The organism is Aestuariimicrobium ganziense (assembly GCF_015352975.1).
In the GTDB taxonomy this organism is placed as follows: domain Bacteria; phylum Actinomycetota; class Actinomycetes; order Propionibacteriales; family Propionibacteriaceae; genus Aestuariimicrobium; species Aestuariimicrobium ganziense.
Genome location: NZ_JACYIZ010000001.1, coordinates 103,678 through 127,915, shown reverse-complemented (window position 1 = coordinate 127,915; position 24,238 = coordinate 103,678). Strand labels below are relative to the sequence as shown.

Sequence of the window (24,238 nt, the reverse complement as noted above, 5' to 3'; positions counted from 1 at the left end):
CATTGGCCCGGTGCCCAGCCACATCGCCATGACCACCGTGTTCATCGGGTTCGGCACGGTGGTCAACATCGCCACGGTGCTGGTCGGCACGGTGCTGGGTCTGGTGATCGGCAACCGGCTCGGCGAGCGCACCCGCTCGACCGTGACCGACGTGCTGGGGCTGTTCACCATCGTGATCGGCGCCTTCTCGATCCTGCCGTTGCTGCGCGACCCGCTGGCCACGGCGGTGCCCGGCGGGGCTGCCAGCGTGGTCATCCTGGTCGCCCTGCTGGCTGGGGCGATGGTCGGCAGTGCTCTGCGCCTGGAGGACCGGGTCGAAGACCTGGCGGTCTGGATCAGGCGCAGGGCGATCGGTGGAGCCGACCCGGCCGGCGACACCGCCCGCTTCGTCAATGCCTTCGTCACCAGCACCCTGCTGTTCTGTGTGGGCCCGATGGCGATCCTGGGCTCGTTGCAGGACGGACTGGGGCAGGGGGCCTCGCTGCTGCTCACCAAGGCGGTGCTCGACGGGTTCGCCGCCATCGCCATCGCCAGCGCACTCGGCGCCGGGGTGTTGGCCGCTGGTGGCGCGGTGGGTCTCTACCAGGGGACGCTCACGCTGCTCGCGGTGCTGTTGGGGCGACTGCTCGATCCGGTGCTGGTCGACTCGCTGTCAGTGGCCGGTGGGGTGATCCTGGTCGGACTGGGCATTCGGCTTCTCGGCTTGAAGGCGATCCGGGTCGCCGACCTGATCCCGGCGCTGGTGCTCGCCCCGGTGCTGGTCTGGCTCGTCCAGCGCCTGGGCTGAGGCGACGGCGGGCGCCACCAGCACGGGGGCGGTCCTGACCGGACGACGCCGCCACCCGCGGGCCTCGGGCTCTGACCCGAAGGACGAGCCGACCAGGATCGGAACCATGGCCATCATCGGCCACACCAGCAACGCGGTCCACGACCGCAGCGCGAAGTCGATCTCGACCCGGTCACCGGGTCTGGCCTGGGCGATGCGCTGGTCGAAGTCGTGGGGACCCAGGGCAAGCCCGGCCCCCCAGCACATGAGGCCGGCCAGCAGTGCGGCACCCAGGGCCAGCAGCACGCAGAGCCAGCCGCGTCGACCCGTCCACCACCAGGTCAGCACGCCGATCACCAGGCCACCGACGGCGGCGAACAGCACGTACCAGGCGTCGCTGCCGAAGAACTCGGTCAGGCCGCGCTCGGTGGTCGACGCCCCGGAATTGGCGTCGATGACGTAGGTGGGCAGGTCGACGACCAGGTTCCACAGCACCCCGAGGACTCCGCCGAGCAGGACCGAGACCGACAGCAGCAGCGCCACCGGACGAAGGTGCTCGGGCAGTCCTCGGCGGCCGGGGTCGACGAACACCGAGGGCGAAGTGGGTGAGGCCGGTGCCAGCGGCTGTGCCGTCTGGGGGCTCGACTCGCTGTGCAGGCTCACGGCGCACACTGTACCCACTGTGTGGGGAGTGCAGGCACCGCTGGCTCAGGGGTCAGCCGACGCAGCTGGGACCGAGCAGCGCCTTCAGGTCGGCCATCAGCGGTTGCGACACGGTCACCCGCAGGGTGTCGTCCAACCGGAAGGTGGTGGCCTTGCCGGTGCTCAGCAACGTGAGCCTCACCTCCTGCATGCCCGGGTGGCGGCCCAGCACCTCGCGCAGCCTGACAACCACCTCGGGCGTGCAACGCACGGTGGGCAGTTGCACGGTGATCGGTCCGGTGGCCTGACCCTCGTCCACGTCGGGGGCGCTGATCTCCTGCGCCTGCAGGCTGATCCGCTCGTCCTCACGGCGTAGCCGGCCCTTGATCCGCAGCACCGTGTCGGTGCCCAGCAGCATCGCGTACTGGTTGTAGGCCTTCGAGAAGACCATCACCTCCATCGAGGCCTCCAGGTCTTCGACGGTGATCGTCGCCCAGATCTCGCCGCGCTTGTTCTGCCGTCGCACCACCGAGGTGACCAGACCGGCCACGGTGATCATCGAACCGTCGGGCGGGCCGTCCTCGTCGAGTGCTCGCGCCATCGTGCAGTCGCGGTGGGCCGCCAACACGTGCTCCAACCCCTGCAGCGGGTGGTCGGAGACGTAGAGGCCGAGCATCTCGCGCTCGAAGGCGAGCTTGGTGCGCTTGTCCCAGTCGTCGACCTCTGGGATGGTGCGCCCGGCGTAGCCCGCGCCGTCGTCCTCGTTCGCCAGACCGAACCCGAAGTCGAAGGAGTCCTGGCCGTGGGCCTCGTTGCGCTTGAGGTCGGTGACCTCGTCGATCGCGCCCTCGTAGACCTCCATCAGGGCTCGACGCGGGTGGCCCATCGAGTCGAAGGCACCCGCCTTGATCAGCGACTCGACGACCCGCTTGTTGCACACGCTGAGCGGCACCTGGTCGAGGAAGGCGTTGAAGTCGGTTGCCGGGCCGTGCTCGTCCCTGGCCTCGACGATGCTGGCCACCACGTTCTCACCGACATTGCGGATCGCGGCCAGGCCGAAGCGGATGTCGTCGCCGACGGCGGAGAACTCGGCCTCGGAGGAGTTGACGTCGGGCGGCAGCACCTTGATGCCCATCGCCCGGGTGTCGGCCAGGTAGATGGCCATCTTGTCCTTGTCGTCACCGACGCTGGTGAGCAGTGCGGCGCCGAACTCGGCCGGGTAGTTGGCCTTGAGCCAGGCCGTCCAGTACGACACGTAGGCGTACCCGGCCGCGTGGGACTTGTTGAAGGCGTAGTCGGCGAACGGCACCATGACGTCCCACAGCGCCTTGATGGCCTGCGGCGAGAAGCCGTTGGCGGTCATGCCGGCACTGAACCGGTCCCACTCCTTGTCGAGGATCTCCTTCTTCTTCTTGCCCATCGCCCGGCGCAGCAGGTCGGCGCCACCCAAGGAGTACCCGGCCAGCTGCCGGGCCGCCGCCATGATCTGCTCCTGGTAGACGATCAGGTGGTGGGTCTCGCCCAGGATCGGGTCGAGGGCTTCCTTGAGTTCGGGGTGGATCGGGGTGGCCACCTGCCGGCCGTTCTTGCGCTCGGCGTAGTTGATGTGGGCGTTGGCACCCATCGGTCCGGGCCGGTAGAGCGCGATCACGGCGGTGATGTCGTCGAAGGTGGTCGGCTTCATCTGCCGCAGCAGCGCCCGCATCGGCCCACCGTCGAGCTGGAAGATGCCCAGGGTGTCGCCGCGCGACAGCAGTTCGTAGGTGGCGGTGTCGTCGAAGGGGATGTCGCGCAGGTCGACCTCGAGGCCACGGTTCGAGGCGATGTTCTTGATCGCCTGGTCGATCACGCCGAGGTTGCGCAGCCCGAGGAAGTCCATCTTCATCAGGCCCATGTCTTCGCACTGGGGGTAGGCGAAGCCGGTGATGATCATCCCGTCCTTGTCGCGACGGTGCATCGGGATGACGTCGAGCAGCGGCTCGTTGGAGATGATGAAGGCGCAGGCGTGCACGCCGTGGCCGCGCATCGCGCCCTCCAGGCCCAGCCCGGTGTGGACGACCTTGCGCACGTCGGGTTCGGCCTCGAACAGGGCCCGGAACTCCGCACCCTCGGCGTGGCGGGCGTGCGACTCGTTGAACAGGTCGTGCAGCGGCACGTCCTTGCCCATCACCGCCGGCGGCATCGCCTTGGTGATCCGCTCCCCCAGCGAGAACGGGTTGCCCAGGATGCGGTTCGCGTCCTTGATCGCGGCCTTGGCCTTGATCGTCGAGAAGGTGTTGACCTGGGCGGTGTATTCGCGGCCGTACTTCTCGGTGACGTAGTCGATGATCTTGTCGCGCTGGCGGTCGTCGAAGTCGAGGTCGATGTCGGGAGGGCTGACCCGCTCGGGGTTGAGGAACCGCTCGAACAGCAGCCCGTGGGCCATCGGGTCGACCTCGATGATCTGGGTGAGGTAGCTGACCAGCGAACCAGCGGCTGATCCTCGTCCCGGCCCCACCGGCACCCCGTTGTCGCGGGCGTACTGGCAGATGTCGGCCACGATCAGGAAGTACGACGAGTAGCCCATCGGCTCGATGACCCGCATCTCGGTCTCGATCCGCTCGAAGACCTCGGCAGGCGGGTTCTCGCCGTAGCGCAGGGTGACGCCCTCGGCGATCTTCTTGCGCAGCCAGGAGCTCTGCGTCTCGCCCTCGGGCACGTCGAACTGGGGCATCCGGTCGACCGGGGCGAACACCTCGTCGTAGGGATCGACCATCTCGGCGATCAGCAGGGTGTTGTCGGAGGCCTCGGGCAGGTCGCGGAACAGAGAGCGCATCTCGTCGGAGGTCTTGATGTAGTAGCCCGACCCGTTGAACCGGAACCGGTTGGTGTCGTCCTTGTTGCGTCCGGTGCCGACACAGAGCAGGTTGTCGTGGGCGTCGACCTGGTCCTGGGTGACGTAGTGGGAGTCGTTGGTGAGCAGCAACGGGATGCCCAGGTCCTTGTGCAGGCGCAGCAGGTCGTCACGTACCTGGCGCTCGATGTCGACCCCGTGCTCCATCAACTCGATGAAGTAGAACTCCGGCCCGAAGATGTCGCGGTAGTCGGCTGCTGCCTGACGGGCGGCCTCGTACTGGCCCAGCCGTAGCCGGGTCTGCACCTCGCCCGATGGGCAGCCGGTGGTGGCGATGATCCCCTCGTGGTGCGCCGCGATCAGTTCACGGTCCATCCGGGGCTTCATGTAGTGGCCCTCGAAGCTGGCCAACGACGACAGCCGGAACAGGTTGCGAAGCCCCACAGGGTTGCGGGCCCACATCGTCATGTGGGTGTAGCGGCCGCCACCGGAGACGTCCTTGCCGCCCTCGGCGTCCGGGTCGGACGGGTCTCGGCGTCCGCCCGGTGCCCAGAACTCCTGCACCCGGCTGAACCGGGAGCTCGGTGCGACGTAGGCCTCGATGCCGATGATCGGCTTGACATCGTGGTTGCGGGAGGTGTGGAAGAACTCGTGGGCACCGAACATGTTGCCGTGGTCGGTCATCGCGATCGCGGGCATGCCCTGGCGCTCGACCTCGGCAAACAGCTGCTTGTTCTTCGCCAACCCGTCGAGCATCGAGTACTCGGTGTGCACGTGCAGGTGCACGAAGTTGGACGACGGCGTGCTGGCCATGAGGTGGGCATCCTCCCGCTGGATCGGATCGGTTCGGTGCCCCGGCTGCGGGGAAGGTCAGCGAGGAATCCCCACTGTAGTGCGGGACGCTGACACAACCGGGCCGCGGCCCCGGCGGGTCGCAAGACCGCGCCCGACCTGGGTGAGGACAGCCTTCGCTTGCTGGCGGAGCCACTGTGACCGAGCTCACACTCAGGGTTCATGAGCATTCCTCTGCACCCGCTGGTGGTGCACCTCGCCGTCGTCGCCCTGCCGGCAGCAGCCCTGCTGGCCCCCGTCCACACCTGGTCCCCCGCTGGCGCTGGCTGCTGCGCTGGCCCGCGGTGGCCGCTGCCATCGTCGCCGCGCTGTCACTGCAGGTCGCCCGGATGACCGGCGACTCGCTGGCGCACAGCCTGGGTGGTGAGCACGCCAACGCCCTGATCGAGCGTCACGACATGCTCGCCGGCCTGCTGACCGCTGCCGCCTATCCGTTCGCGGCGGCGGTGCTGGTCGCGGCATGGACGCTGCCGGCCACCTCGCCGCTGCCGAGTGGGGCGGGGTCCCGGCCGGCCCGGTGGCCGCTCGCGGGCCTGCTGGCCCGGATCGGGGTGCCGGTGCTGGCCATCGCGGTGGTCGTGCTGACCATCCTCACCGACCATGCCGGCGCGGTCGCGGTCTGGAACAGCTGAGCGAGGGACTCGTCCTACAGGTCGAAGTTCGACGGCATCACGATCATGTCGCGCACGGTCACACCGCGCGGGCGGGTGAGCATGAACATGATCGCCTCGCCGATCTGGTCGGCATCCATCAGCGAGCCGTCGGCCTTGGCCGCAGCCAGTCGGTCGCCCGGCCAGTCGGCGACCAGGGCCGAGTCGACCGGTCCGGGTGAGATCGCGCTGACCCTGATGTCGTGCTTGTAGACCTGCCGACGGGTGATCTGGACGAAGGCGTCGACGGCCCACTTGCTCGATGAGTAGACCGGCTCCCATGGGGTCGGGTAGTGCGCGGCCAGCGAACTGGTCACGATCACGTCACCGCCGCCCTGGGTGATCATCACCTCGAGCACGTCGCGGACGTTCTTCATCACCACGTTGACGTTGAGGTTGAGCATCCGGTCGATCTGCTCGCCGGTGGCCTCGACCAGGTCACCGCCGATGTAGCTGCCGGCGTTGGCGTGGAAGATGTCGATGCCACCGATCGCTGCCTGCAGCTTCGGGACGAGCTGTGCGCAGTCAGCCGGGTCGAGCAGGTCGACCTCGACCGGGACGAGTCTCTCCCCCAGCTCGTCGCGCATGGCCTGCATCGCCGCCACGTCGCGGTCGACGACGGCCACCGTCGCTCCGGCGGCCAGCATCGCCCGCACACTGGCTCGTCCGATCCCTGATGCCCCACCGGTGACCGCTGCCCGCTTGCCCTCGAGTTGTGCCATGACACCACTGTGCCTCAGCAGGGCCACCGAAATCGATGCCTGGCCTAGGCTCACTGGGTGACCGAGATCACTGCCGCACTGGTCAGCGCCCTGGTGGACGAGCACCTGCCACAGTTCGCCGGGCTTGCGGTCGTGCCCGTGGAGCCACAGGGGTGGGACAACCGCACCTTCCGGCTGGGTGACGACCTGGTCGTCCGCCTGCCCAGCGCCGACGGCTACTCCTCGGGCATCGAGAAGGAGGACCGAGTCCTACCGCTGCTCGCCGGCCGGCTGCCGGTGGCGTTGCCCGAGGTGGTCGCCTCGGTCGGCCCGTCGGTTCAGTTCGGACGACCATGGACGGTGCGCCGCTGGTTGCCGGGAACCACGCCCGACCGGCTGGACGAACTCGACCTGGTCGCTCTCGCCGACGACCTCGGCAGCACCCTGCGCGCGCTGCGAGAAGTGCCGGCGACGGAAGGCCCTTGGGCCGGTCAGCACACCCACCACCGCGGGGTGCACCCCAGCGTGTACGGCGCCGACGTGCAGGCCTGCCTCGTGCTGCCGCAGTTCGCCGACGTCGCCGCAGCTGCCCGCGAGGTCTGGCTCGAGGGCATGGACAGGGGGTGGTCGGGCGAGCCGGTCGGGTTCCCCGGCGACGTCGCCGTGGGCAACATGCTCATCGTCGACGGGGCGGCTGAGCGCCCTGATCGACTTCGGCCAGTGCGGTGTCGGTGACCCCGCCTGCGACCTGGGGGTGGCCTGGACGCTGTTCGACCACGCCCAGCGCAGGGTCTTCGCCGGGGCGGTCGACCTTGACGAGGCCACCTGGCGACGCGGACGCGCCTGGGCGCTGTGGAAGGCCCTGATCACCGTCCGCGGAGGCCCGGGTGGTGCGTTGTACCCGATTCACGCCAAGGCACTCCCCCAGATCCTGGACGACCCGGTGGTGGGCCGTCCCGCTCAGGCGAGCAGCTGACGCACCTGGGGTCCGATCGGGCGAGGCAGCTCCGAGGGCGTGCCCATCAGGAACTCGTCCACGCCCTGGGCGCAGGACCGTCCCTCGGCGATCGCCCACACGATCAGGCTCTGGCCTCGTCCGGCGTCACCGCAGGCGAAGACGCCTTCCACGTTGGTGGCGTAGCTCTCGTCGCGCTGGATGTTGCCACGCGGGTCGAGCTCGACCCCAAGCTCGTCGACGATGCCCGTGGCCTCAGGCCCGACGAAGCCCATCGCCAGCAGTACCAACTGCGCCCCGAGCTCACGTTCGGTGCCCTCGACCGGGACGAAGCGTCCGTCGCTGAACTCCACCTGCGACAGGGTCAACCCGCGCAGGTTGCCCTCGTCGTCGCCGAGGAACTCCGAGGTGTTCACCGCGTAGACCCGGTCGCCGCCCTCCTCGTGCGCCGACGACACCCGGAAGATCATCGGGTAGGTGGGCCACGGCTGGTTGACCGGACGAGCCTCCGGCGGGATCGGCATGATCTCGAGCTGGGTGACCGAGCGGGCTCCCTGCCGCAGCGACGTGCCCAGGCAGTCGGCGCCGGTGTCGCCGCCACCGATGATGATGACGTCCTTGCCCTCGGCGCTGACCTGGTTCTCGACACTCTGGCCGACGGCGACCCTGTTGGCCTGCGGCAGGAACTCCATCGCCTGGTGGATGCCACGCAGCTCACGTCCGGGGATCGGCAGGTCGCGGGCGACGGTCGAGCCGATCGCCACCACGACGGCGTCGAACTGGTCGTAGAGCTGTTCCCAGGTGATGTCGACACCGATGGTGGTGCTCGGCTTGAAGACCGTGCCCTCGAGCACCATCTGCTTGAGCCTGCGCTCCAGCACCGACTTCTCCATCTTGAACTCGGGGATGCCGTAGCGCAGCAGGCCACCGATCGCATCGGCGCGTTCGTAGACGACCACGGTGTGGCCCTGCCGGGTCAGCTGCTGGGCGACCGCGAGGCCCGACGGCCCCGAGCCGACCACGGCCACCGTCTTCAGCGAGTGCCACTCGGGCACCTGGGGAACCACGCGACGGTCGTCCCAGGCCTTGTCGGCGATGGCGACCTCGACGTTCTTGATGGTCACCGGGTCACGGGTGATGCCGACCACGCAGGCGGTCTCGCACGGCGCTGGGCAGAGCCGGCCGGTGAACTCGGGGAAGTTGTTGGTGGCGTGCAGCCGCTCGGTGGCACCGACCCACTCGTCGCGCCAGACCAGGTCGTTCCACTCCGGGATCAGGTTGCCCAGTGGGCAGCCGGTGTGGCAGAACGGGATGCCGCAGTCCATGCAGCGCCCGGCCTGGGTCGAGATGATCGGCAGCAGTGCCCGGCCGGGCCCACCGGGGTAGACCTCGGACCAGTCGTTGAGCCGTTCCTCGACCGGACGACGGCTCGCGACCTCGCGCGGGGTGGTCATGAAGCCCTTCGGATCAGCCATGGGCGGCCTCCATCATCTTGGCGGTGGTCATGGTCTCGTCGAGGCCGAGTTCGGCGGCCTCGGCCCGGGCCTGGACGACCCTGGCGTAGTCGCGGGGCAGCACCGTGGTGAACTGCGTCCGCAGCTGGTCGCGGCCGGCCTCGAGCAGTCGGGCCGCCACGGTGGAGTCGGTCTCGTCGCGGTGGCGCTGCAGCAGTTCGGTGATCCGGTCGAGGTCGGCCTCGGTGGGCTCGCTGGCGTCGACCAACTCGGTGTTGAGCCGACGCTGGTCGAGCCCGAGCACCCAGGCCACGCCCCCGGACATGCCGGCGGCGAAGTTGCGACCGGTCGGGCCGAGCACCAGTACCTCTCCCCCGGTCATGTACTCACAGCCGTGGTCGCCCACGCCCTCGACCACCGCGGTGGCGCCGGAGTTGCGCACACAGAAGCGCTCGCCGACAGTGCCCCGCAGGAAGATCTCACCCGAGGTGGCACCGTAACCGATGACGTTGCCGGCGATGATCTGCTCGCTGGCCTCGAAGGGGGCCGACTCATCGGGACGCACCACGATCCGCCCGCCCGAGAGCCCCTTGCCGACGTAGTCGTTCGTGTCGCCCACCAGCCGCAGGGTGACACCTCGGGGCACGAACGCCCCGAACGACTGCCCCGCGGTGCCCCGGAAGGTGAAGGTGATGGTGCCGTCGTCCAGACCCTCACCGCGGGTGGCCTTGGTCACCTCGTGACCCAGGATCGTGCCGACGGTCCGGTCGACGTTGCGCACGCTCAGCTCGTGCTCGACCCGATGACGATCGAGCAGGGCGGGCTGGGCCAACTCGACCAACTGCACGTCGATCTTGGCGCCCAGACCGTGGTCCTGGGCGGTGGTGTGGTGCAGGGCCGAACCCTCGGCGACCTCCACCCGGTGCAGCACCGGGGCCAGGTCGAGCCCCTGGGCCTTCCAGTGAGCGATCGCCGGTCGGGCGTCCAGCGCCTCGACATGACCGACCGCCTCGGCGATCGAGCGGAAGCCCAGCGCAGCCAGGTGCTCGCGCACCTCCTCGGCGATGAACTGGAAGAAGTTCACGACGTGGTCGGCCTGACCGTGGTAGTGCTTGCGAAGCTCAGGGTTCTGCGTGGCGATGCCCACGGGACAGGTGTCCTTGTGGCAGACCCGCATCATGATGCAGCCGCTGACCACCAAGGGGGCGGTGGCGAAGCCGAACTCCTCAGCGCCGAGCAACGCGGCGATCACGACGTCTCGTCCGGTCTTGAGCTGGCCATCGCACTGGACGACGATCCGCTCGCGCAGGCCGTTGAGCAGCAGGGTCTGCTGGGTCTCGGCCAGGCCGAGTTCCCAGGGACCACCGGCGTGCTTGATCGAGGTGAGCGGGGCGGCACCGGTGCCACCGTCGTGGCCCGAGATCAGCACCACGTCGGCCTTGGCCTTGGCGACACCGGCGGCAACCGTGCCCACACCCATCTCGGCGACCAGCTTGACGTGCACCCGGGCCGAGGGGTTGGCGCACTTGAGGTCGTGGATGAGCTGCTTGAGGTCCTCGATCGAGTAGATGTCGTGGTGCGGCGGCGGCGAGATCAGTCCGACACCGGGGGTGGAGTGCCGGGTGCGGGCCACCCACGGGTAGACCTTGGGGCCGGGCAGCTGGCCACCCTCGCCGGGCTTGGCGCCCTGGGCCATCTTGATCTGGATGTCACTGGCGTGGGTGAGGTAGTCGCTGGTCACCCCGAACCGGCCCGAGGCCACCTGCTTGATCGCCGAGCGGCGCACCGGGTCGTGCAGGCGCTCGGGGTCCTCGCCGCCCTCGCCGGTGTTCGACTTGGCGCCGAGCCGGTTCATCGCGATGGCCAGGGTCTCGTGGGCCTCCATCGAGATCGAGCCGTAGCTCATCGCCCCGGTCGAGAACCGCTTGACGATCTCACTGACCGGTTCGACCTCGCTGATGTCGACCGGCTCGCGCTCGCCGGAGAACTCCAGCAGCGAGCGAAGCGTCATCAGCCGTCGGGAGTTGTCGTCCACCAACTGGGTGTAGCGCTTGAAGATGTCGTAGCGCCCGGTCTGGGTGGCGTGCTGCAGCCGGAAGACCGTCTCGGGGTCGAACAGGTGCTCCTCACCCTCGCGGCGCCACTGGTACTCACCCCCCACGGGCAGGGTGCGGTGTGCCTGTGGGACGCCCGAGGCCGGGTAGGCCTGCAGGTGCCGGGCCTTGACCTCGTCGGCGATCTCGTCCAGACCGATGCCCTCGACCCGGCTGGTCGTGCCGGTGAAGTACTCCTCGACCAGGTCGCTGGCCAGCCCGATCGCCTCGAAGATCTGGGCGCCGTTGTAGCTGGCGATGGTCGAGACACCCATCTTGCTCATCACCTTGAGCAGGCCCTTGTCGAGGGCCTTGGCGACGTTGGTGAGGGCGGTCTCGGGGTCGACATCGATGTAGAGCTCATGGCGGGCCATGTCCTCGGCAGTCTCGAAGACCAGGTAGGGGTTGACCGCTGCCGCACCGTAGCCGACCAGCAACGCCAGGTGGTGCACCTCGCGCACGTCACCGGCCTCGACCACCAGACCGACCTGGGTGCGGGTCTTCTCACGCACCAGGTGGTGGTGGATCGCCGAGGTCAGCAGCAGCGACGGGATCGGGGCGAGTTCGGCATTGGCGTGCCGGTCGGACAGCACGATGGTGCGTGCGCCCTGCTCGATCGCCCGGCTCACCTCGCCGCGGATCTCCTCCAGGCGGGCCTTGAGGGCCTCTCCCCCGCCGTCGACCTCGTAGAGCCCCCGGATCACGTGGGCGGCCAGGTGGGGACGGTCGCCGTCACGGTTGACGTGGACGATCTTGGCCAACTGCTCGGAGTTGAGGATCGGGTGGTCGATCACCAGCTGGCGCGCCGAAGCCGGGCCGGGCTCGAGCAGGTTCGACTCGGGTCCGGTGGTCGACGACAGAGAGGTCACCAGCTCCTCCCGGATCGCATCGAGCGGTGGGTTGGTGACCTGGGCGAACAGTTGGCTGAAGTAGTCGAAGACCAGGCGTGGACGAGAGCTCAGCACGGCCAACGGCGTGTCGGTGCCCATCGACCCGATCGCCTCGTAACCGGTGGCGGCCATCGGGGCGATCAGCTGGCGCAGTTCCTCGTGGGTGTAGCCGAACAGCTGCTGGCGGCGGGTGACCGAGGCGTGCGAGTGGACGATGTGGGTGCGCTCGGGCAGGTCGTCGAGGTTGACCCGATTGTCGTCGAGCCACTGCTGGTAGGGGTGCTGGGCGGCGAGTTCGGACTTCACCTCGTCGTCGGCGATGATCCGGTGCTGCTCGAGGTCGACCAAGAACATCCGGCCGGGCTGCAGGCGGCCCTTCTGCACCACCTGGTCGGGCGCGACCGGCAGCACGCCGGCCTCGGAGGCGAAGATCACCCTCCGGTCGGCGGTCACCCAGTAGCGGGCCGGGCGCAGCCCGTTGCGGTCGAGCACGCCACCGATCTGGGTGCCGTCGGTGAAGGTGACGCAGGCAGGTCCGTCCCACGGCTCCATCAGCGAGGAGTGGAACTGGTAGAAGGCGCGGCGGGCGGGATCCATCTCGGTGTGGTTCTCCCACGCCTCGGGGATCATCATCAGCACTGCGTGCGGCAGCGAGCGCCCACCCAGGTGCAGCAGTTCGAGCACCTCGTCGAAGCTGGCTGAGTCGGAGGCGTCGGGCGTGCAGATCGGGAACAGCCGCTCGACGTCGCCGGGGATCAGGTCGCTGCCCAGCAGGGCTTCGCGGGCGCGCATCCAGTTGCGGTTGCCGCGCACGGTGTTGATCTCGCCGTTGTGGGCGATCAGACGGTAGGGGTGTGCCCGGTCCCAGCTGGGGAAGGTGTTGGTCGAGAACCGGGAGTGCACCAGGGCCAACGCCGAGCAGAACGCCTCGTCGTGCAGTTCGGGGAAGACCACCTCGAGCTGTTCGGTGGTGAGCATGCCCTTGTAGACCAGCGTGCGTGCGCTCAGTGAGGCGAAGTAGACCCCGGCTTCGTTCTGGGCGCGCCGGCGCAGCCCGTACACCTGCCGGTCGAGGTCGAGGCCCGCGAGCTCACCGCCGGCCGCGCGGACGAACAGCTGGGCGAAGTGCGGCATCACCGCGATCGACACCGGGCTGAGGGTCTCGGTCACCACCGGTACGTCGCGCCAGCCCAGGACGACGAGTCCTTCCTCGGTGGCAGCGTCATCGATCCGGCGGACAGCCTCGTCCCGCTCGTCCTGACCCATCGGCAGGAAGGCCATGCCCACGGCGTAGCGGCCGGCCTCGGGCAGGTCGAAGTCGACCGACGCCCGAAGGAAGTCATCGGGCACCTGCACCAGGATCCCGGCGCCGTCGCCGGCCGCCTCGTCGGCGCCGGTGGCACCGCGGTGGTCGAGGTTCCTCAGTGCCTCGAGGCCCTGTTCGACGATGTCATGGGATGCGCGACCGTCCAGCGTGGCGACGAAGGCGACGCCACAGGCGTCGTGCTCGAAGGCAGGGTCGTAGAGGCCCTGCTTGGGATGGTGTCCGAAGACCATGTCGACTCCTGTCCGTCCGCCGGCGTGGGCGGCTCCCATGTCACAACGGCTTTGTTTCGGCTGCGTTACAGCCGCTCGTTCCGTGAGATTTCATTCCTGGTCGTCGCCGGCGGGCAACGGATCGTCCTTGTGGAACGGGTGTTCGTCGATGCCCGGACGAGTGCGTTGCAGCCACACGAAGGTGGCCACGGCGGCGACGAACACGATCACGCTGGTGTAGTTGTTCAGCCGGAAGCCACCCGGGGTGTTGACCGTGTCGATCCGCAGCGCCTCGATGAAGAAGCGCCCGAAGCAGTAGATCGCCACGTACAGGGCGAACAGCTTGCCCCTGCCCAGCCGGTAGCGCTTCTCGAGCCACAACAGCGCCGCCACACCGAGCAGGTTCCACACCATCTCGTACAGGAAGGTGGGGTGGAAGGTGGCGAACTGGGCGTAGCCCTCGGGTCGGAAGGCGGGGTCGATCTCCAGCGCCCAGGGCAGCGTGGTGGGACGACCGAACAGTTCTTGGTTGAACCAGTTGCCCAGCCGCCCGATCGCCTGTGCGGCCAGGATGCCAGGGGCCAGCACGTCGGCTGCCAACCCGAACGAGACTCCTGCCCGTCGGCTCAGCCACCAGACTGCCAGCGCGCCGAACAGCACCCCACCCCAGATGCCGAGCCCGCCCTGCCACAGCTTGAGCGCGTCGACCGGGTTGCGGCCCGGGCCGAAGTACAACTGCGGATCGGTGGCGACGTGGTAGACCCGGGCGCCGAGGATGCCGGCCAGCACGGCCACGGTCATCATCGTCTCGATCTGCTCGGGGTCACCCCCGCGGGCCTCCCAGCGGCGTCGTGACATCCACCAGGCCACCGCGATGCCGGCCAGGATGCACAGGGCGTAGAAGTGGATGCGCAGTGGGCCGAGGTCGAATCCCGAGATCGAGGGGCTGGGGATGCTCAGGGGGAGCAGCCCGGACAGGGTGAGCAGTGCGCCGGCGGTCATCGGTTCGTCCTCAGTCCTGTCGTGAGAGCAGCAGCGCGATGTCGTGCTTGTAGTTGGCCACCGAGGTGCCCTCGCTCCACAGCACCTGGGCCTTGTGGTTCTTGCCGAAACCGATGACCTGGGTGCCGTGTTCGATCTCGTAGCCTCCGCTGGGCAGCTTGACCCCGTCCTCGATGGCGATGCCCATGCCCTGCGCGATTCGCTTGATGAGCGCAAGGTCGGCGGTCAGGCCAACGAAGCGTTCGTCGATGCGGTGCAGGTAGTCCTTGATCACCTGCGGCGTGTCGCGGGCAGGGTCGGTGGTGACCAACAGCACCTCGACCTTCTCGGCCTGTCCGGCGTCCAGGCGCTGGATGGCGCTGGACAAGTCGGCCAGGATCCCGGTGCACACGTCGGGGCAGTTGGTGTAGCCGTAGAACAGCAGGGTGACCGTGCCCGCCCGGTCGACCATCGACGCGGGCTTCCCGTCGGTGTCGGTCATCGGGTCGGTGGAAAGGGCCCAGATGTCGGCCAACTGGGTGCCGGCCAGGTAGCCACCCGGACGCTCCCCCACCTCGGCGGCAGGGCCGTCGGTGTCGTCGGACGAGCAGGCCGTCAGGCCGGCGGTGGCCGCGGCCAGCCCCCCGGCCAACCGCAGCAGTCGCCGTCTCTGCATCACGGGGCGCCCACCCCCGGGCGCCGCACGCCGGCGGCCAGGTCGGCCACGACCCGGCGCAGACCAGGGCCAGCGTCTCCGCCGGTGCGCTCGGCCTCGATCACCTCGTTGACCAGCACCGAGCCGACGATCACGGCGTCGGCGTAGCCGGCCACGGCAGCGGCCTGGTCACCGTTGGAGACCCCGAGACCGACCCCCACCGGGATGTCGCTCACCTGGCGGATCCTGGCCACCAGTTCGGGGGCGGACGAGGCCACCTGCGTCCGGGTGCCGGTGACCCCCATCAACGAGGTGGCATAGACCCAGCCTCGGCAGGCGTCCAGGGTCATCGACAACCGACGATCGGTCGATGACGGCGAGACCAGGAAGATCCGGTCCAGGCCATGGGCCTCGGAGGCGGCCATCCACGTCTCGGCCTCGTCGGGGGTGAGGTCGGGAGTGATCAGGCCGGCACCACCGGCCTGGGCCAGGTCGGCGGCGTAGCGGTCGACCCCGTAGCGCTCGACCAAGTTCCAGTAGGTCATCACCACCACGCCACAGCCGGCCTCGTTGACCGCCTCGACGGCGCGGAAGACGTCGCTGGTGCGCACCCCGCGCTCCAGGGCTCGGGTGGCGGCGTGCTGGATCGACACCCCGTCCATCACCGGGTCGCTGTAGGGCGCGCCGATCTCGACGAGGTCGACACCGGGACCGTCGCCGGGCGCGACGATCGTCCGCATCGCCTCGATGCTGCCCTCGACGCTGGGGTAGCCGACCGGCAGGTAACCGACCAACGCGGCGCGCCCCTCGTCCTTGGCGTTGCGGAAGATGTCGCCGCTGCTCATGACAGGCCCCCCGAGGTGTGGTCGGCCCGGCCGGTCAGGCCGAACCAGGCGTTCGCGGTCTCGACGTCCTTGTCACCGCGGCCCGACAGCGAGACCAGGATCGTCGGCTGCTCACCGGCAGCGGCGAGCTCGAGGGCCAGCCGTCGGGCGCCGGCGACCGCGTGCGCCGACTCGATGGCCGGCATGATCCCCTCGGTCTGGGTGAGCACCTTCAGCGCGTCCATGGCCTCGTCGTCGGTGACCGGCTGGTACTCGGCCCGCCCGGTGTGGGCGAGCCAAGCGTGCTCGGGGCCCACTCCCGGGTAGTCCAGTCCCGCCGAGACCGAGTGCGACTCGATGGTCTGGCCGTCCTCGTCCTGCAGCACGTAGGTGCGCATGCCGTGCAGCACCCCCACCTCACCGCTGGTGATCGTTGCGGCGTGGCGACCGGACTCGACGCCCTCGCCGCCGGCCTCGAAGCCGAGCAGCCGCACCGAGGTGTCGCCGATGAAGTCGTAGAAGATGCCCATGGCGTTCGAGCCACCACCGACGCAGGCGGCCACCACGTCGGGCAGCCCACCCCACCGCTCGAGCATCTGGGCCCGGGCCTCGGTCGAGATCACCCGCTGGAACTCGCGCACCAGCATCGGGAACGGGTGCGGTCCCCCGACGGTGCCGATCAGGTAGTGGGTGCTCTCGACATTGGTGACCCAGTCGCGCATGGCCTCGTTCATCGCGTCCTTGAGGGTCTGTGAGCCCGCCTCGACCGAGACCACCTCGGCGCCGAGCAGTTGCATGCGGGCCACGTTGAGGGCCTGACGCTCGGTGTCGACCTTGCCCATGTAGACCCGGCACTCCAACCCCATCAGGGCGGCAGCCGTGGCGGTGGCCACCCCGTGCTGGCCGGCACCGGTCTCGGCGATCACCCGGGTCTTGCCCATCCTGCGGGTGAGCAGGGCCTGGCCCAGCACGTTGTTGATCTTGTGGCTGCCGGTGTGGTTGAGGTCCTCACGTTTCAGCAGGATCCGAGCTCCCCCGCAGTGCTCCTGGCCGAAGCGGGCGGCCTCGGTGATCGGCGTGGGCCGGCCGGAGTACTCACGGCGCAACCGGTCGAGTTCGGCGACGAATTCCGGATCGGCCTGGGCCGCGGTGAACTCGGCCTCCAACTCTGTCAGCGCGGCCTGCAGGGCCTCAGGCACGAACTTGCCGCCGAAGGCCTCGAAGTGTCCGGCCGCGTCGGGCAGGCGGACCGGTTCGGTCGGGATGGGCATGCAGGCCTCCGGGTCAGTGGGGGAAGGGATTCGTCAGGGGGCGGAAGAGCGTAAGGCGGCGACCGCGGTGGTGGGGTCGGCCTGGGTGACCAGCGACTCGCCGACCAGGACGACGTCTGCGCCCTCGCTGGCCACGCGAGCGACGTCGTCGGGGCCGCGCAGACCCGACTCGGCGACCTTGACTGCCTCGGCCGGCAGGTGCTCGACCAACCGGGCGAACTGGGCGATGTCGACCTCGAGGGTCTGCAGGTTGCGGTTGTTGACCCCGACCAGGGCGGCACCCAGGTCGGCGGCGCGGCGGGCCTCGTCGGTGGTGTGCACCTCGATCAGGGGGGTGAGCCCCAGCTCGACGGCGAGATCGTGCAGCCGCACCAGTGTGGGCTGGTCGAGCGAGGCCACGATCAGCAGGGCCAGGTCGGCGCCGTGCGCCCTGGCCTCGACCAACTGGTACTCGGTGACCATGAAGTCCTTGCGCAGCACCGGGGTCTCGACCCTGGCGCGCACGGCGTCCAGGTCGTCGAGGCTGCCGCCGAAGCGGCGACGTTCGGTGAGCACGCTGATGGCTGCTGCTCCGCCGGCGGCGTAGCACGCGGCCAACTGCGCCGGGTCGCTGATCTCGGCCAGCGCGCCCTTGCTGGGGCTGGACCGCTTGACCTCGGCGATCACCTGGATGCCGGGGGCCCTGAAGGCGGGCATCGGGTCACGCGGCGCCGGGGCCCGGTCGAGCTGGCGCTCAAGGTCGGCGCGCGGGAGTCGCTGCTCGCGCTCGGCGAGGTCCTCCAACACGCCGGCGACGATGTCGTCGAGCACTCCCACGGTCAGTTGTTGCCGTAGCCGGCGGCCTTGAGCAGGCCTCCGGCCACCAGCCCGGCGAGGACGAGTCCGCCCGAGATCCAGACCAGCGTCCAGTTGGGCCCGGTCATCGCGGCCACCGAGCCGAGCAGGAAACCGATGCCGGACAGGATCACGCCGGTCCACGCGGCCGGGTTGCGGCCGTGGTGGTAGTGACGCACCGGGCGAGTGCTGCGGGCGGCCACGTGGTCAGCGGTGCGCTCGGTCTGCCCCGTCTCGGTCAGCCCCGTCTCGGTCAGCCCCGTCTCGGTCTGGCTCATGGTCGATCGTCCTCTCGCAATGGTCACCCAACACTATCGCGTCGCACTCGAGGTCTGGTCGCGCTCCACGTCCGGTGTCTCCGCGTCCCGCGATGGAGTCTCAGCGGTGGGGTCGAGCCCGGCGTCCATCGCCTTCCAGGGATCGGCCTGGGCGTCGGGCGCTCGGGTGGAGGTCTCACTGCGGTGGCGCCTGGCTGGCCACAGGTGGGCGGTGCTGGCCAGGACCGCCCCGGCGAGCGCGGCGACGGCCGCACCAACCACGGCCCACCAGGCCCCGCCGCTGGCACTCCCCTCGCCGACAGCGACCCCGGCTTGGGCCAGTTGTTCGGCCGAGGGAGTTCGTGAGTCGAGCGTCCCCACCAGGCCGATGACCCCGATCACGATGGTGAGGGTCCCGGCCACGACTCGTCCCCAACGCCCCACCACGAGCAGCAGCAGCACCAGGGCGGCCAGGGCCAGCGCCAGTGCGCCCAGCAGCCCGCCGGCAAGATCGTTCCCGGTCCAGGTCCGGGTCGCCGCTCGGTACCAAGGGCGTGACTCGGCGACCTGGAGCAGCAGGGCGGCCAGCAGCATGCCGCCCACTGCGGCCCAGCGCAGCCTTCCTGCCATCGTCGCCACCCCTCCTGGTCGGATCGTGCCCACAGGATAGGTGGGCACCGGGGGCTCGTGGCAATCGCGGTTAGGGTGTTCGCCATGGCCGACGCTCACTCCCTGCACCCCCTGCTCGACGAGATCCTCTCGCACGAGGCGTGGGCCATCATCCGGCGCAAGAACGAGCCGAACGCCGGCCTGCTCGGCGGCAGCCGCACCGAGGTCGCCTCGCTGCTCGACATCCCGGTCGAGCAGACCGCCGACCGCACCGACCGGATCGCCGACCTGCTGGTGGCGGTGCCGTTCCGACAGATCCGCGAACGTGGCTTCGAGGCCCACGACGATGGGACCCCCTTGGTGGTGGTCGACGTCGCCGTCGAGCACGAGGTACCCGTCGACGAACTGCTCTCGGCCCTGCCTGACGTGCCGATCGAGTTCAGCGAACGCGGCGGCTTCGTCACCTCCGACGACGACTACGCCGCCATGGTCGAGCAGATCATCGGCGACGAGATCGGTCACGGCGAGGGCGCGAACCTGGTGATCGGACGTGACTACCGAGCGAAGCTTGCCCAGTGGGGGCCGATGGAGGCCCTCACGGTACTGCGCCGCCTGATCGAACGTGAGCGTGGCGCCTACTGGACCTACGTCTTGTTCACCGGCGACCGCTTCCTGGTCGGGGCGTCACCCGAACGCCATGTCAGCGTGCGTGGTGGCGACGTGCGGATGAACCCGATCTCGGGCACCTTCCGGGTCAAGGGCAAGCAGCCGCACGAACTCAAGCCGGCACTGCTGGACTTCCTCGCCGACGAGAAGGAGATCTACGAGCTGTTCATGGTGGTCGACGAGGAACTCAAGATGATGTGCGCCATCTGCTCCGAGGGTGGGCAGGTGCTGGGGCCGTTCCTCAAGCCGATGACCCACCTCGTCCACACCGAGTACCTGCTGGCCGGGCGCACCGACCGAGACGTGCGCGAGGTGCTGCGCGACACCATGTTCGCCGCCACCGTCACCGGGTCACCGGTCGAGAACGCCTGCCGGCTGATCCAGCGTTACGAGACCAGGGGACGCGGCTACTACTCCGGTGCCCTGGCCGTCTTCGGCCGCGACTCCGCCGGCGTGGTGACCATGGACTCCCCCATCGTCATCCGCACCGCGGACGTCGACCTCGACGGCAACCTGACCGTCACCGCCGGTGCCACCCTGGTCCGTGACTCCGACCCCGCCCACGAAACCGCCGAGACCCACGCCAAGGCCAACGGGATCCTGTCGGCGTTCGGGCTGGTGCCTCCGGCGGGATCCCCGGCCTCGGGGCTGGCCGACCTGGCCCGCGACGAGGACGTCGTGCTGGCCCTGAACTCCCGAAACGCCCGGCTGTCGCGGTTCTGGTTGACCGACCAGGCCGGCACCGCGCCAGACCCGCGACTGCGCGGCAAGCGGGTCGGCATCCTCGACGGCGAGGACGACTTCGTCAACATGCTGCGGCACGTGTTCGGTGTGCTGGGTCTGGTCACAGAGGTCGTCCGCCACGACGAGTACGTCGACGGATGCCTCGACGACGTCGACCTGGTCGTGGTCGGCCCGGGTCCCGGCGACCCCCGCGACGATGCCGACCCGAAGATGGCGGTGCTGCGATCCTGCGTCGACCGGCTGCTCGAGCGCGGCCAACCCTTCCTCGCGGTGTGCCTGGGCCACCAGGCCCTCTGCCACCGGCTGGGCATCCCCTTGGTGTTCAAGGACATCGTCTTCCAGGGCACCCAGGCTGAGGTCGCACTCGCCGGGCGGGTCGAGCGTGTCGGCTTCTACAACACCTTCGTTGGCCGGATCGACGAGCAGGTGGTCCTGCCTTCTCACGTCGTGGTGGATTGCGACCCGACCACCGGTGACGTGCACGCCCTGACCGGCCCGCACTACCGCGGCATCCAGTTCCACGCCGAGTCGATCCTCACCGAGCACGGCTACGAGGTGCTGCACCGGCTGGTGCACGACCTGCTCTGACGCGGCCCTACCCGTCGTCGCCGAGCAGCAGGTCGGCGTCGAAGCAGGTGGCGTCACCTGTGTGGCAGGCGCCACCGACCTGGTCGACCGTGACCAGCACCGTGTCGCCGTCGCAGTCCAGGCGCACCTCGCGCACGTGCTGCGTGTGCCCGCTGGTCAGCCCCTTGACCCACAGTTCACCGCGGCTGCGCGACCAGTAGGTGCCCCGACGGGTGGCCAGGGTCAGGGCCAGCGCCGCGTCGTTCATCCACGCCTGCATCAACACCGCCCCGGTGGTGGCATCCTGCACCACCGCGGCCACCAGCCCGTCGGCGCTGCGCTTGAGCCGGGCGGCGATCGAGGGGTCGAGCGTGGCCCGTTCCTGGGCAGGGCGGTCGAGGTCAGCCATGGCGGCCATTGTGCCGGGCTAGTCTGGCCCCTGTGAACCTTGCCCATGACGAGCGTGCCACGCTGGCCGACCTGTTCACGACCCTCGGGCCGGATGCCCCCACCCTGTGCGAGGGCTGGACGACGGCCGACCTGGCCGCCCACCTGTACGTGCGCGAGAACGACCCGATCGCCGCTGGCGGCATCATGATCGCCCCTCTGGCCGCCCACACCGAGCGCAAGATGGAGCAGGCCCGCCGATCCCGTTCGTGGGACGACCTGGTCGCCCTGATCCGGCGCGGGCCCACCGGCTTCTCGCTGTTCCGCGTACCCGGGGTGGACGAGGCTGCCAATGCCGTCGAGTTCTTCATCCATGCCGAGGACATCCGCCGCGCCCAACCCGGCGGGGCCTCTCCCCGTGACCTCGGTGCCGAGGTCGAGGACTTCTTCTGGCGGAGGCTGCGGCTGATCGGACGAGCCATGTTCCGCAGCGTCGACGCCGGCGTGGTGCTGGAGCGTTCCGACGTCGAGGCCGAGCCGTTGAGGCTTCGCCCGGGGTCGTCGACGGTGACCTGCATCGGTCGTCCGTCGGAACTGCTGCTGCTGGCCTCGGGACGCGCAGACCATGCCGTCGTCGAAGTGGTCGGGGAACCCGACGTGGTGGCCAGGTTCAGGCTGTCGCTGTCGTCGCTGTGAGTCAGGTCGCCAACCCGACCCGGTAGAGCCTCGTCGCCCCGGTCAGGTACAGGTGGCCAGGCTCGTCCACGGGGACGAAGCACAGGTTGGAGACCACTTCGGCCACGGGCAGGAACTCCAGGTGGTTCCCGTCGGGGTCGTACACGTGGACGCCGTCCGCGGCAGAGCTGAACAGGCGGCCCGCGGCGTCGACCCTGATGCCGTCGGGAACCCCGTCCTCGATCCGGGCGAACAGCCGCCCGTTCTTGCAGAGCCTGCCCTCGAGCACGTCGTAGACCCTGATGTGACCCGAGCCGGATGGGTTCTGCGCACCCGAGGAGTCCGCCACGTACAGCAGTTGCTCATCGGGTGAGAAGGCCAGGCCGTTCGGGGCGAGCACATCGGTGACCGCCACATCGATGGCACCGGTGGCGGGGTCATGGCGCAAGACCCAACGGTCGCCGTACTCGCGCACCCCGGGATGGCCCTCGACCTCCTGCTCGATGCCATAGGCCGGGTCGGTGAACCAGATCACACCACGGCTGTCGACGACGACGTCATTGGGCGAGTTGAGGCGGTGCTCGCCCCAGTGGTCGACCAGCACCGTGACCTCGTCACCGCGTCGGCGCTGCACCGCTCGACGCCCGTGCGAGCACTCCACCAGCGAGCCGTCGAGGTCGAGGGTGCGCCCGTTGGTGAACTCGCACTCGTTCTCGACCACGCGCACCTCACCGGTCTGTGGCAGGTATTCCAGCACCCGGTTGCCGGGGATGTCGGAGAACACCACGCTCGAGCGTGACGGCGCCCAACAGGGCCCTTCGAGCCAGTCAGCGAGCCTCTCGGTCAGCTGCTCCAACTCACCGGCGAACACCGACATCGCGCCCTCCTCAGGACAGCTTCTGAAGGATCAACTCACGCACCCGAGCGGCGTCGGCCTGGCCGCGCATGGCCTTCATCACCGCTCCGATCAGGGCCCCGGCGGCCTGCACCTTGCCCTCGCGGATCCGCTCGGCGACGTCGGGGTTGGCCGCGATCGCCTCGTCCACCGCCTGCGACAGCGCGCCTTCGTCGCTGACCACGGCGAGTCCCCGGTCGGCCACCACCTGGGCGGGTTCACCCTCGCCGGCGAGCACCCCCTCGATCACCTGGCGGGCCAGCTTGTCGTTGAGTGAACCCTCGTCGACCAGGGCCTGCACTGCGGCGACCTGCTGTGGCGTGATCGTCAGGTCGGCCAGGTCGACCCCGGCGTCGTTGGCGCGGCGGGCCAACTCGCCCAGCCACCACTTGCGGGCGGCAGCCGCGCTCGATCCGGCCAGCACCGTGGCCTCGATCAGGTCGAGTGAGCCGGCGTTGCCCAGCACGTCACGCATCTGGAGGTCGGTGAAGCCGTACTCGGCCTGCAACCGGGTGCGCTTGGACGCGGGGGGCTCGGGCAGGCTGGCGCGCAACTGCTCGACCCACTCCCGGCTGGGTGCCACCGGCACCAGGTCGGGCTCGGGGAAGTAGCGGTAGTCCTCGGCGGTCTCCTTGCTGCGGCCCGGTGAGGTCCAGCCCTCCTCGTGCCAGTGCCGGGTCTCCTGGACGACGCGTCCGCCTTCGGCCAGCAGGGCACCCTGGCGTTGGATCTCGAAGCGCAGCGCGCCCTCGACCGATCGCAGCGAGTTGACGTTCTTGGTCTCGGTGCGGGTGCCGAGCTCGTCCGATCCCTTGGGCATCAGCGACACGTTGGCATCACAGCGCAGGTTGCCCTGCTCCATCCGGGCGTGCGAGACGCCCAGGGCGACCATCAGGTCTCGCAGGTGCGCCATGTAGGCACGGCCCACCTCGGGGGCGCGTGTCCCAAGACCACGGATCGGCTTGGTGACGATCTCCATCAGCGGGACGCCTGCGCGGTTGTAGTCGACCAGGGAGTGGTCGGCGCCGTGGATGCGTCCGGTGTCGCCGCCCTGGTGGACGAGCTTGCCGGCGTCCTCCTCCATGTGGACGCGCTCGATCTCGATCCGGAAGACGTCGCCGTTGACCTCGAGGTCGACGTGCCCGTCGAAGCAGATCGGCTCGTCGTACTGGCTGACCTGGTAGTCCTTGGGCATGTCGGGGTAGAAGTAGTTCTTGCGCGAGAACCGGCACCAGGTGGCCACCTCGCAGTTGAGTGCCAACCCGATCCGGATGGCGGACTCGACCGCGGTGCCGTTGACCACCGGCAGCGAGCCGGGCAGGCCCAGGCACACCGGGCAGGTCTGGGTGTTGGGGTCAGCACCGAAGGCGGTCGAGCACCCGCAGAACATCTTCGAGGCGGTGTTGAGTTCGACGTGCACCTCGAGGCCCAGCACGGGGTCGAAGCGCTCCATCGCCTCGTCGTAGTCCATCAACTCGGCAGTGGTCGTCACCTCGGCCAT

The 24,238-nt window shown here is 69.4% G+C and carries 20 protein-coding genes; 6 read left to right on the top strand and 14 right to left on the bottom strand.

The features are described from left to right. Positions 1–10: 10 nt before the first annotated feature. The gene (locus IE660_RS00595) at positions 11–787 is read left to right on the top strand and encodes a DUF554 domain-containing protein (protein ID WP_328701776.1); all 777 of its coding nucleotides are present in this window, start codon (positions 11–13) and stop codon (positions 785–787) included. A 694-nt stretch (positions 788–1,481) separates the two neighbouring features. Here IE660_RS00595 and dnaE read toward each other — a convergent pair. After that, entirely contained in the window at positions 1,482–5,054 is a 3,573-nt protein-coding gene (gene dnaE / locus IE660_RS00590; protein ID WP_203566389.1) for a DNA polymerase III subunit alpha, read from the bottom strand. A gap of 323 nt (positions 5,055–5,377) precedes the next feature. Between dnaE and IE660_RS00585 the strand changes: the two genes are divergently transcribed. Beyond that, positions 5,378–5,725 (top strand): hypothetical protein, encoded by a 348-nt coding sequence (locus IE660_RS00585; protein WP_203566388.1) that lies wholly within the window; start codon positions 5,378–5,380, stop codon positions 5,723–5,725. A gap of 14 nt (positions 5,726–5,739) precedes the next feature. Here the strand turns inward: IE660_RS00585 and IE660_RS00580 are convergent, their stop codons facing one another. Further along, positions 5,740–6,465: an SDR family oxidoreductase gene (locus IE660_RS00580; protein WP_203566387.1), complete on the bottom strand. Its 726-nt coding sequence runs from the start codon at positions 6,463–6,465 to the stop codon at positions 5,740–5,742. Between the two features lie 57 nt (positions 6,466–6,522). On the opposite strand from IE660_RS00580, the gene IE660_RS16275 reads away from it, so the two are divergent. Beyond that, positions 6,523–7,179, top strand: coding sequence for a phosphotransferase (locus tag IE660_RS16275; protein WP_203566386.1), 657 nt, complete (start codon positions 6,523–6,525; stop codon positions 7,177–7,179). Continuing rightward, positions 7,139–7,420, top strand: coding sequence for a phosphotransferase (locus IE660_RS16270; RefSeq protein WP_328701823.1), 282 nt, complete (start codon positions 7,139–7,141; stop codon positions 7,418–7,420). The genes IE660_RS16275 and IE660_RS16270 overlap by 41 nt, the downstream gene beginning before the upstream one ends. Here the strand turns inward: IE660_RS16270 and IE660_RS00565 are convergent. From IE660_RS00565 to IE660_RS00525, 9 genes are all read right to left on the bottom strand, one after another. Continuing rightward, on the bottom strand, positions 7,405–8,874 hold the full coding sequence (locus tag IE660_RS00565; protein WP_203566385.1) for a glutamate synthase subunit beta: 1,470 nt from the start codon (positions 8,872–8,874) through the stop codon (positions 7,405–7,407). The genes IE660_RS16270 and IE660_RS00565 overlap by 16 nt on opposite strands. Next, positions 8,867–13,393: a glutamate synthase large subunit gene (gene gltB, locus IE660_RS00560; RefSeq protein WP_203566384.1), complete on the bottom strand. Its 4,527-nt coding sequence runs from the start codon at positions 13,391–13,393 to the stop codon at positions 8,867–8,869. The genes IE660_RS00565 and gltB overlap by 8 nt, the downstream gene beginning before the upstream one ends. A 90-nt stretch (positions 13,394–13,483) precedes the next feature. Beyond that, on the bottom strand, positions 13,484–14,341 hold the full coding sequence (gene lgt / locus IE660_RS00555; RefSeq protein ID WP_203566932.1) for a prolipoprotein diacylglyceryl transferase: 858 nt from the start codon (positions 14,339–14,341) through the stop codon (positions 13,484–13,486). 43 nt (positions 14,342–14,384) lie between these two features. After that, on the bottom strand, positions 14,385–15,029 hold the full coding sequence (locus IE660_RS00550) for an SCO family protein (RefSeq protein WP_203566383.1): 645 nt from the start codon (positions 15,027–15,029) through the stop codon (positions 14,385–14,387). Next, positions 15,029–15,853 (bottom strand): tryptophan synthase subunit alpha, encoded by an 825-nt coding sequence (gene trpA, locus IE660_RS00545; RefSeq protein ID WP_203566382.1) that lies wholly within the window; start codon positions 15,851–15,853, stop codon positions 15,029–15,031. Before trpA ends, IE660_RS00550 begins: the two co-directional genes overlap by 1 nt. Next, positions 15,850–17,103, bottom strand: a complete 1,254-nt coding sequence (gene trpB / locus IE660_RS00540; protein ID WP_203566381.1) for a tryptophan synthase subunit beta — start codon at positions 17,101–17,103, stop codon at positions 15,850–15,852. The genes trpA and trpB overlap by 4 nt, the downstream gene beginning before the upstream one ends. 33 nt (positions 17,104–17,136) lie before the next feature. After that, on the bottom strand, positions 17,137–17,919 hold the full coding sequence (gene trpC, locus IE660_RS00535) for an indole-3-glycerol phosphate synthase TrpC (protein ID WP_203566380.1): 783 nt from the start codon (positions 17,917–17,919) through the stop codon (positions 17,137–17,139). 2 nt (positions 17,920–17,921) lie between these two features. Beyond that, the gene (locus IE660_RS00530; protein WP_203566379.1) at positions 17,922–18,215 is read right to left on the bottom strand and encodes an HGxxPAAW family protein; all 294 of its coding nucleotides are present in this window, start codon (positions 18,213–18,215) and stop codon (positions 17,922–17,924) included. Positions 18,216–18,248: 33 nt separating this feature from the next. After that, positions 18,249–18,872, bottom strand: a complete 624-nt coding sequence (locus tag IE660_RS00525) for a Trp biosynthesis-associated membrane protein (RefSeq protein WP_203566378.1) — start codon at positions 18,870–18,872, stop codon at positions 18,249–18,251. A 36-nt stretch (positions 18,873–18,908) separates the two neighbouring features. On the opposite strand from IE660_RS00525, the gene IE660_RS00520 reads away from it, so the two are divergent. Further along, a complete protein-coding gene (locus IE660_RS00520) occupies positions 18,909–20,801 on the top strand; it encodes an anthranilate synthase family protein (RefSeq protein ID WP_203566377.1) in 1,893 nt (630 codons plus the stop codon). A 7-nt stretch (positions 20,802–20,808) separates the two neighbouring features. On the opposite strand, the gene hisI is transcribed toward IE660_RS00520, so the two are convergent. After that, positions 20,809–21,189, bottom strand: a complete 381-nt coding sequence (gene hisI, locus IE660_RS00515; RefSeq protein ID WP_203566376.1) for a phosphoribosyl-AMP cyclohydrolase — start codon at positions 21,187–21,189, stop codon at positions 20,809–20,811. 32 nt (positions 21,190–21,221) lie between these two features. Here hisI and IE660_RS00510 point away from each other — a divergent pair, with 32 nt between their 5' ends. Continuing rightward, positions 21,222–21,863, top strand: coding sequence for a TIGR03085 family metal-binding protein (locus IE660_RS00510; protein ID WP_203566375.1), 642 nt, complete (start codon positions 21,222–21,224; stop codon positions 21,861–21,863). 1 nt (position 21,864) lies between these two features. Here IE660_RS00510 and IE660_RS00505 read toward each other — a convergent pair whose 3' ends face one another. Continuing rightward, the gene (locus tag IE660_RS00505) at positions 21,865–22,719 is read right to left on the bottom strand and encodes an SMP-30/gluconolactonase/LRE family protein (protein WP_203566374.1); all 855 of its coding nucleotides are present in this window, start codon (positions 22,717–22,719) and stop codon (positions 21,865–21,867) included. Between the two features lie 10 nt (positions 22,720–22,729). Continuing rightward, positions 22,730–24,238, bottom strand: coding sequence for an Asp-tRNA(Asn)/Glu-tRNA(Gln) amidotransferase subunit GatB (gene gatB, locus IE660_RS00500; RefSeq protein WP_203566373.1), 1,509 nt, complete (start codon positions 24,236–24,238; stop codon positions 22,730–22,732).

Bases quoted from the DNA above. Each gene is read 5' to 3' on its own strand.
- dnaE (WP_203566389.1), bottom strand. From the start codon at position 5,054: ATGGCCAGCACGCCGTCGTCCAACTTCGTGCACCTGCACGTGCACACC.
- IE660_RS00580 (WP_203566387.1), bottom strand. From the start codon at position 6,465: ATGGCACAACTCGAGGGCAAGCGGGCAGCGGTCACCGGTGGGGCATCA.
- IE660_RS00565 (WP_203566385.1), bottom strand. From the start codon at position 8,874: ATGGCTGATCCGAAGGGCTTCATGACCACCCCGCGCGAGGTCGCGAGC.
- gltB (WP_203566384.1), bottom strand. From the start codon at position 13,393: ATGGTCTTCGGACACCATCCCAAGCAGGGCCTCTACGACCCTGCCTTC.
- IE660_RS00550 (WP_203566383.1), bottom strand. From the start codon at position 15,029: ATGCAGAGACGGCGACTGCTGCGGTTGGCCGGGGGGCTGGCCGCGGCC.
- trpA (WP_203566382.1), bottom strand. From the start codon at position 15,853: ATGAGCAGCGGCGACATCTTCCGCAACGCCAAGGACGAGGGGCGCGCC.
- trpB (WP_203566381.1), bottom strand. From the start codon at position 17,103: ATGCCCATCCCGACCGAACCGGTCCGCCTGCCCGACGCGGCCGGACAC.
- IE660_RS00530 (WP_203566379.1), bottom strand. From the start codon at position 18,215: ATGAGCCAGACCGAGACGGGGCTGACCGAGACGGGGCTGACCGAGACG.
- IE660_RS00520 (WP_203566377.1), top strand. From the start codon at position 18,909: ATGGCCGACGCTCACTCCCTGCACCCCCTGCTCGACGAGATCCTCTCG.
- hisI (WP_203566376.1), bottom strand. From the start codon at position 21,189: ATGGCTGACCTCGACCGCCCTGCCCAGGAACGGGCCACGCTCGACCCC.
- IE660_RS00505 (WP_203566374.1), bottom strand. From the start codon at position 22,719: ATGTCGGTGTTCGCCGGTGAGTTGGAGCAGCTGACCGAGAGGCTCGCT.
- gatB (WP_203566373.1), bottom strand. From the start codon at position 24,238: ATGGCCGAGGTGACGACCACTGCCGAGTTGATGGACTACGACGAGGCG.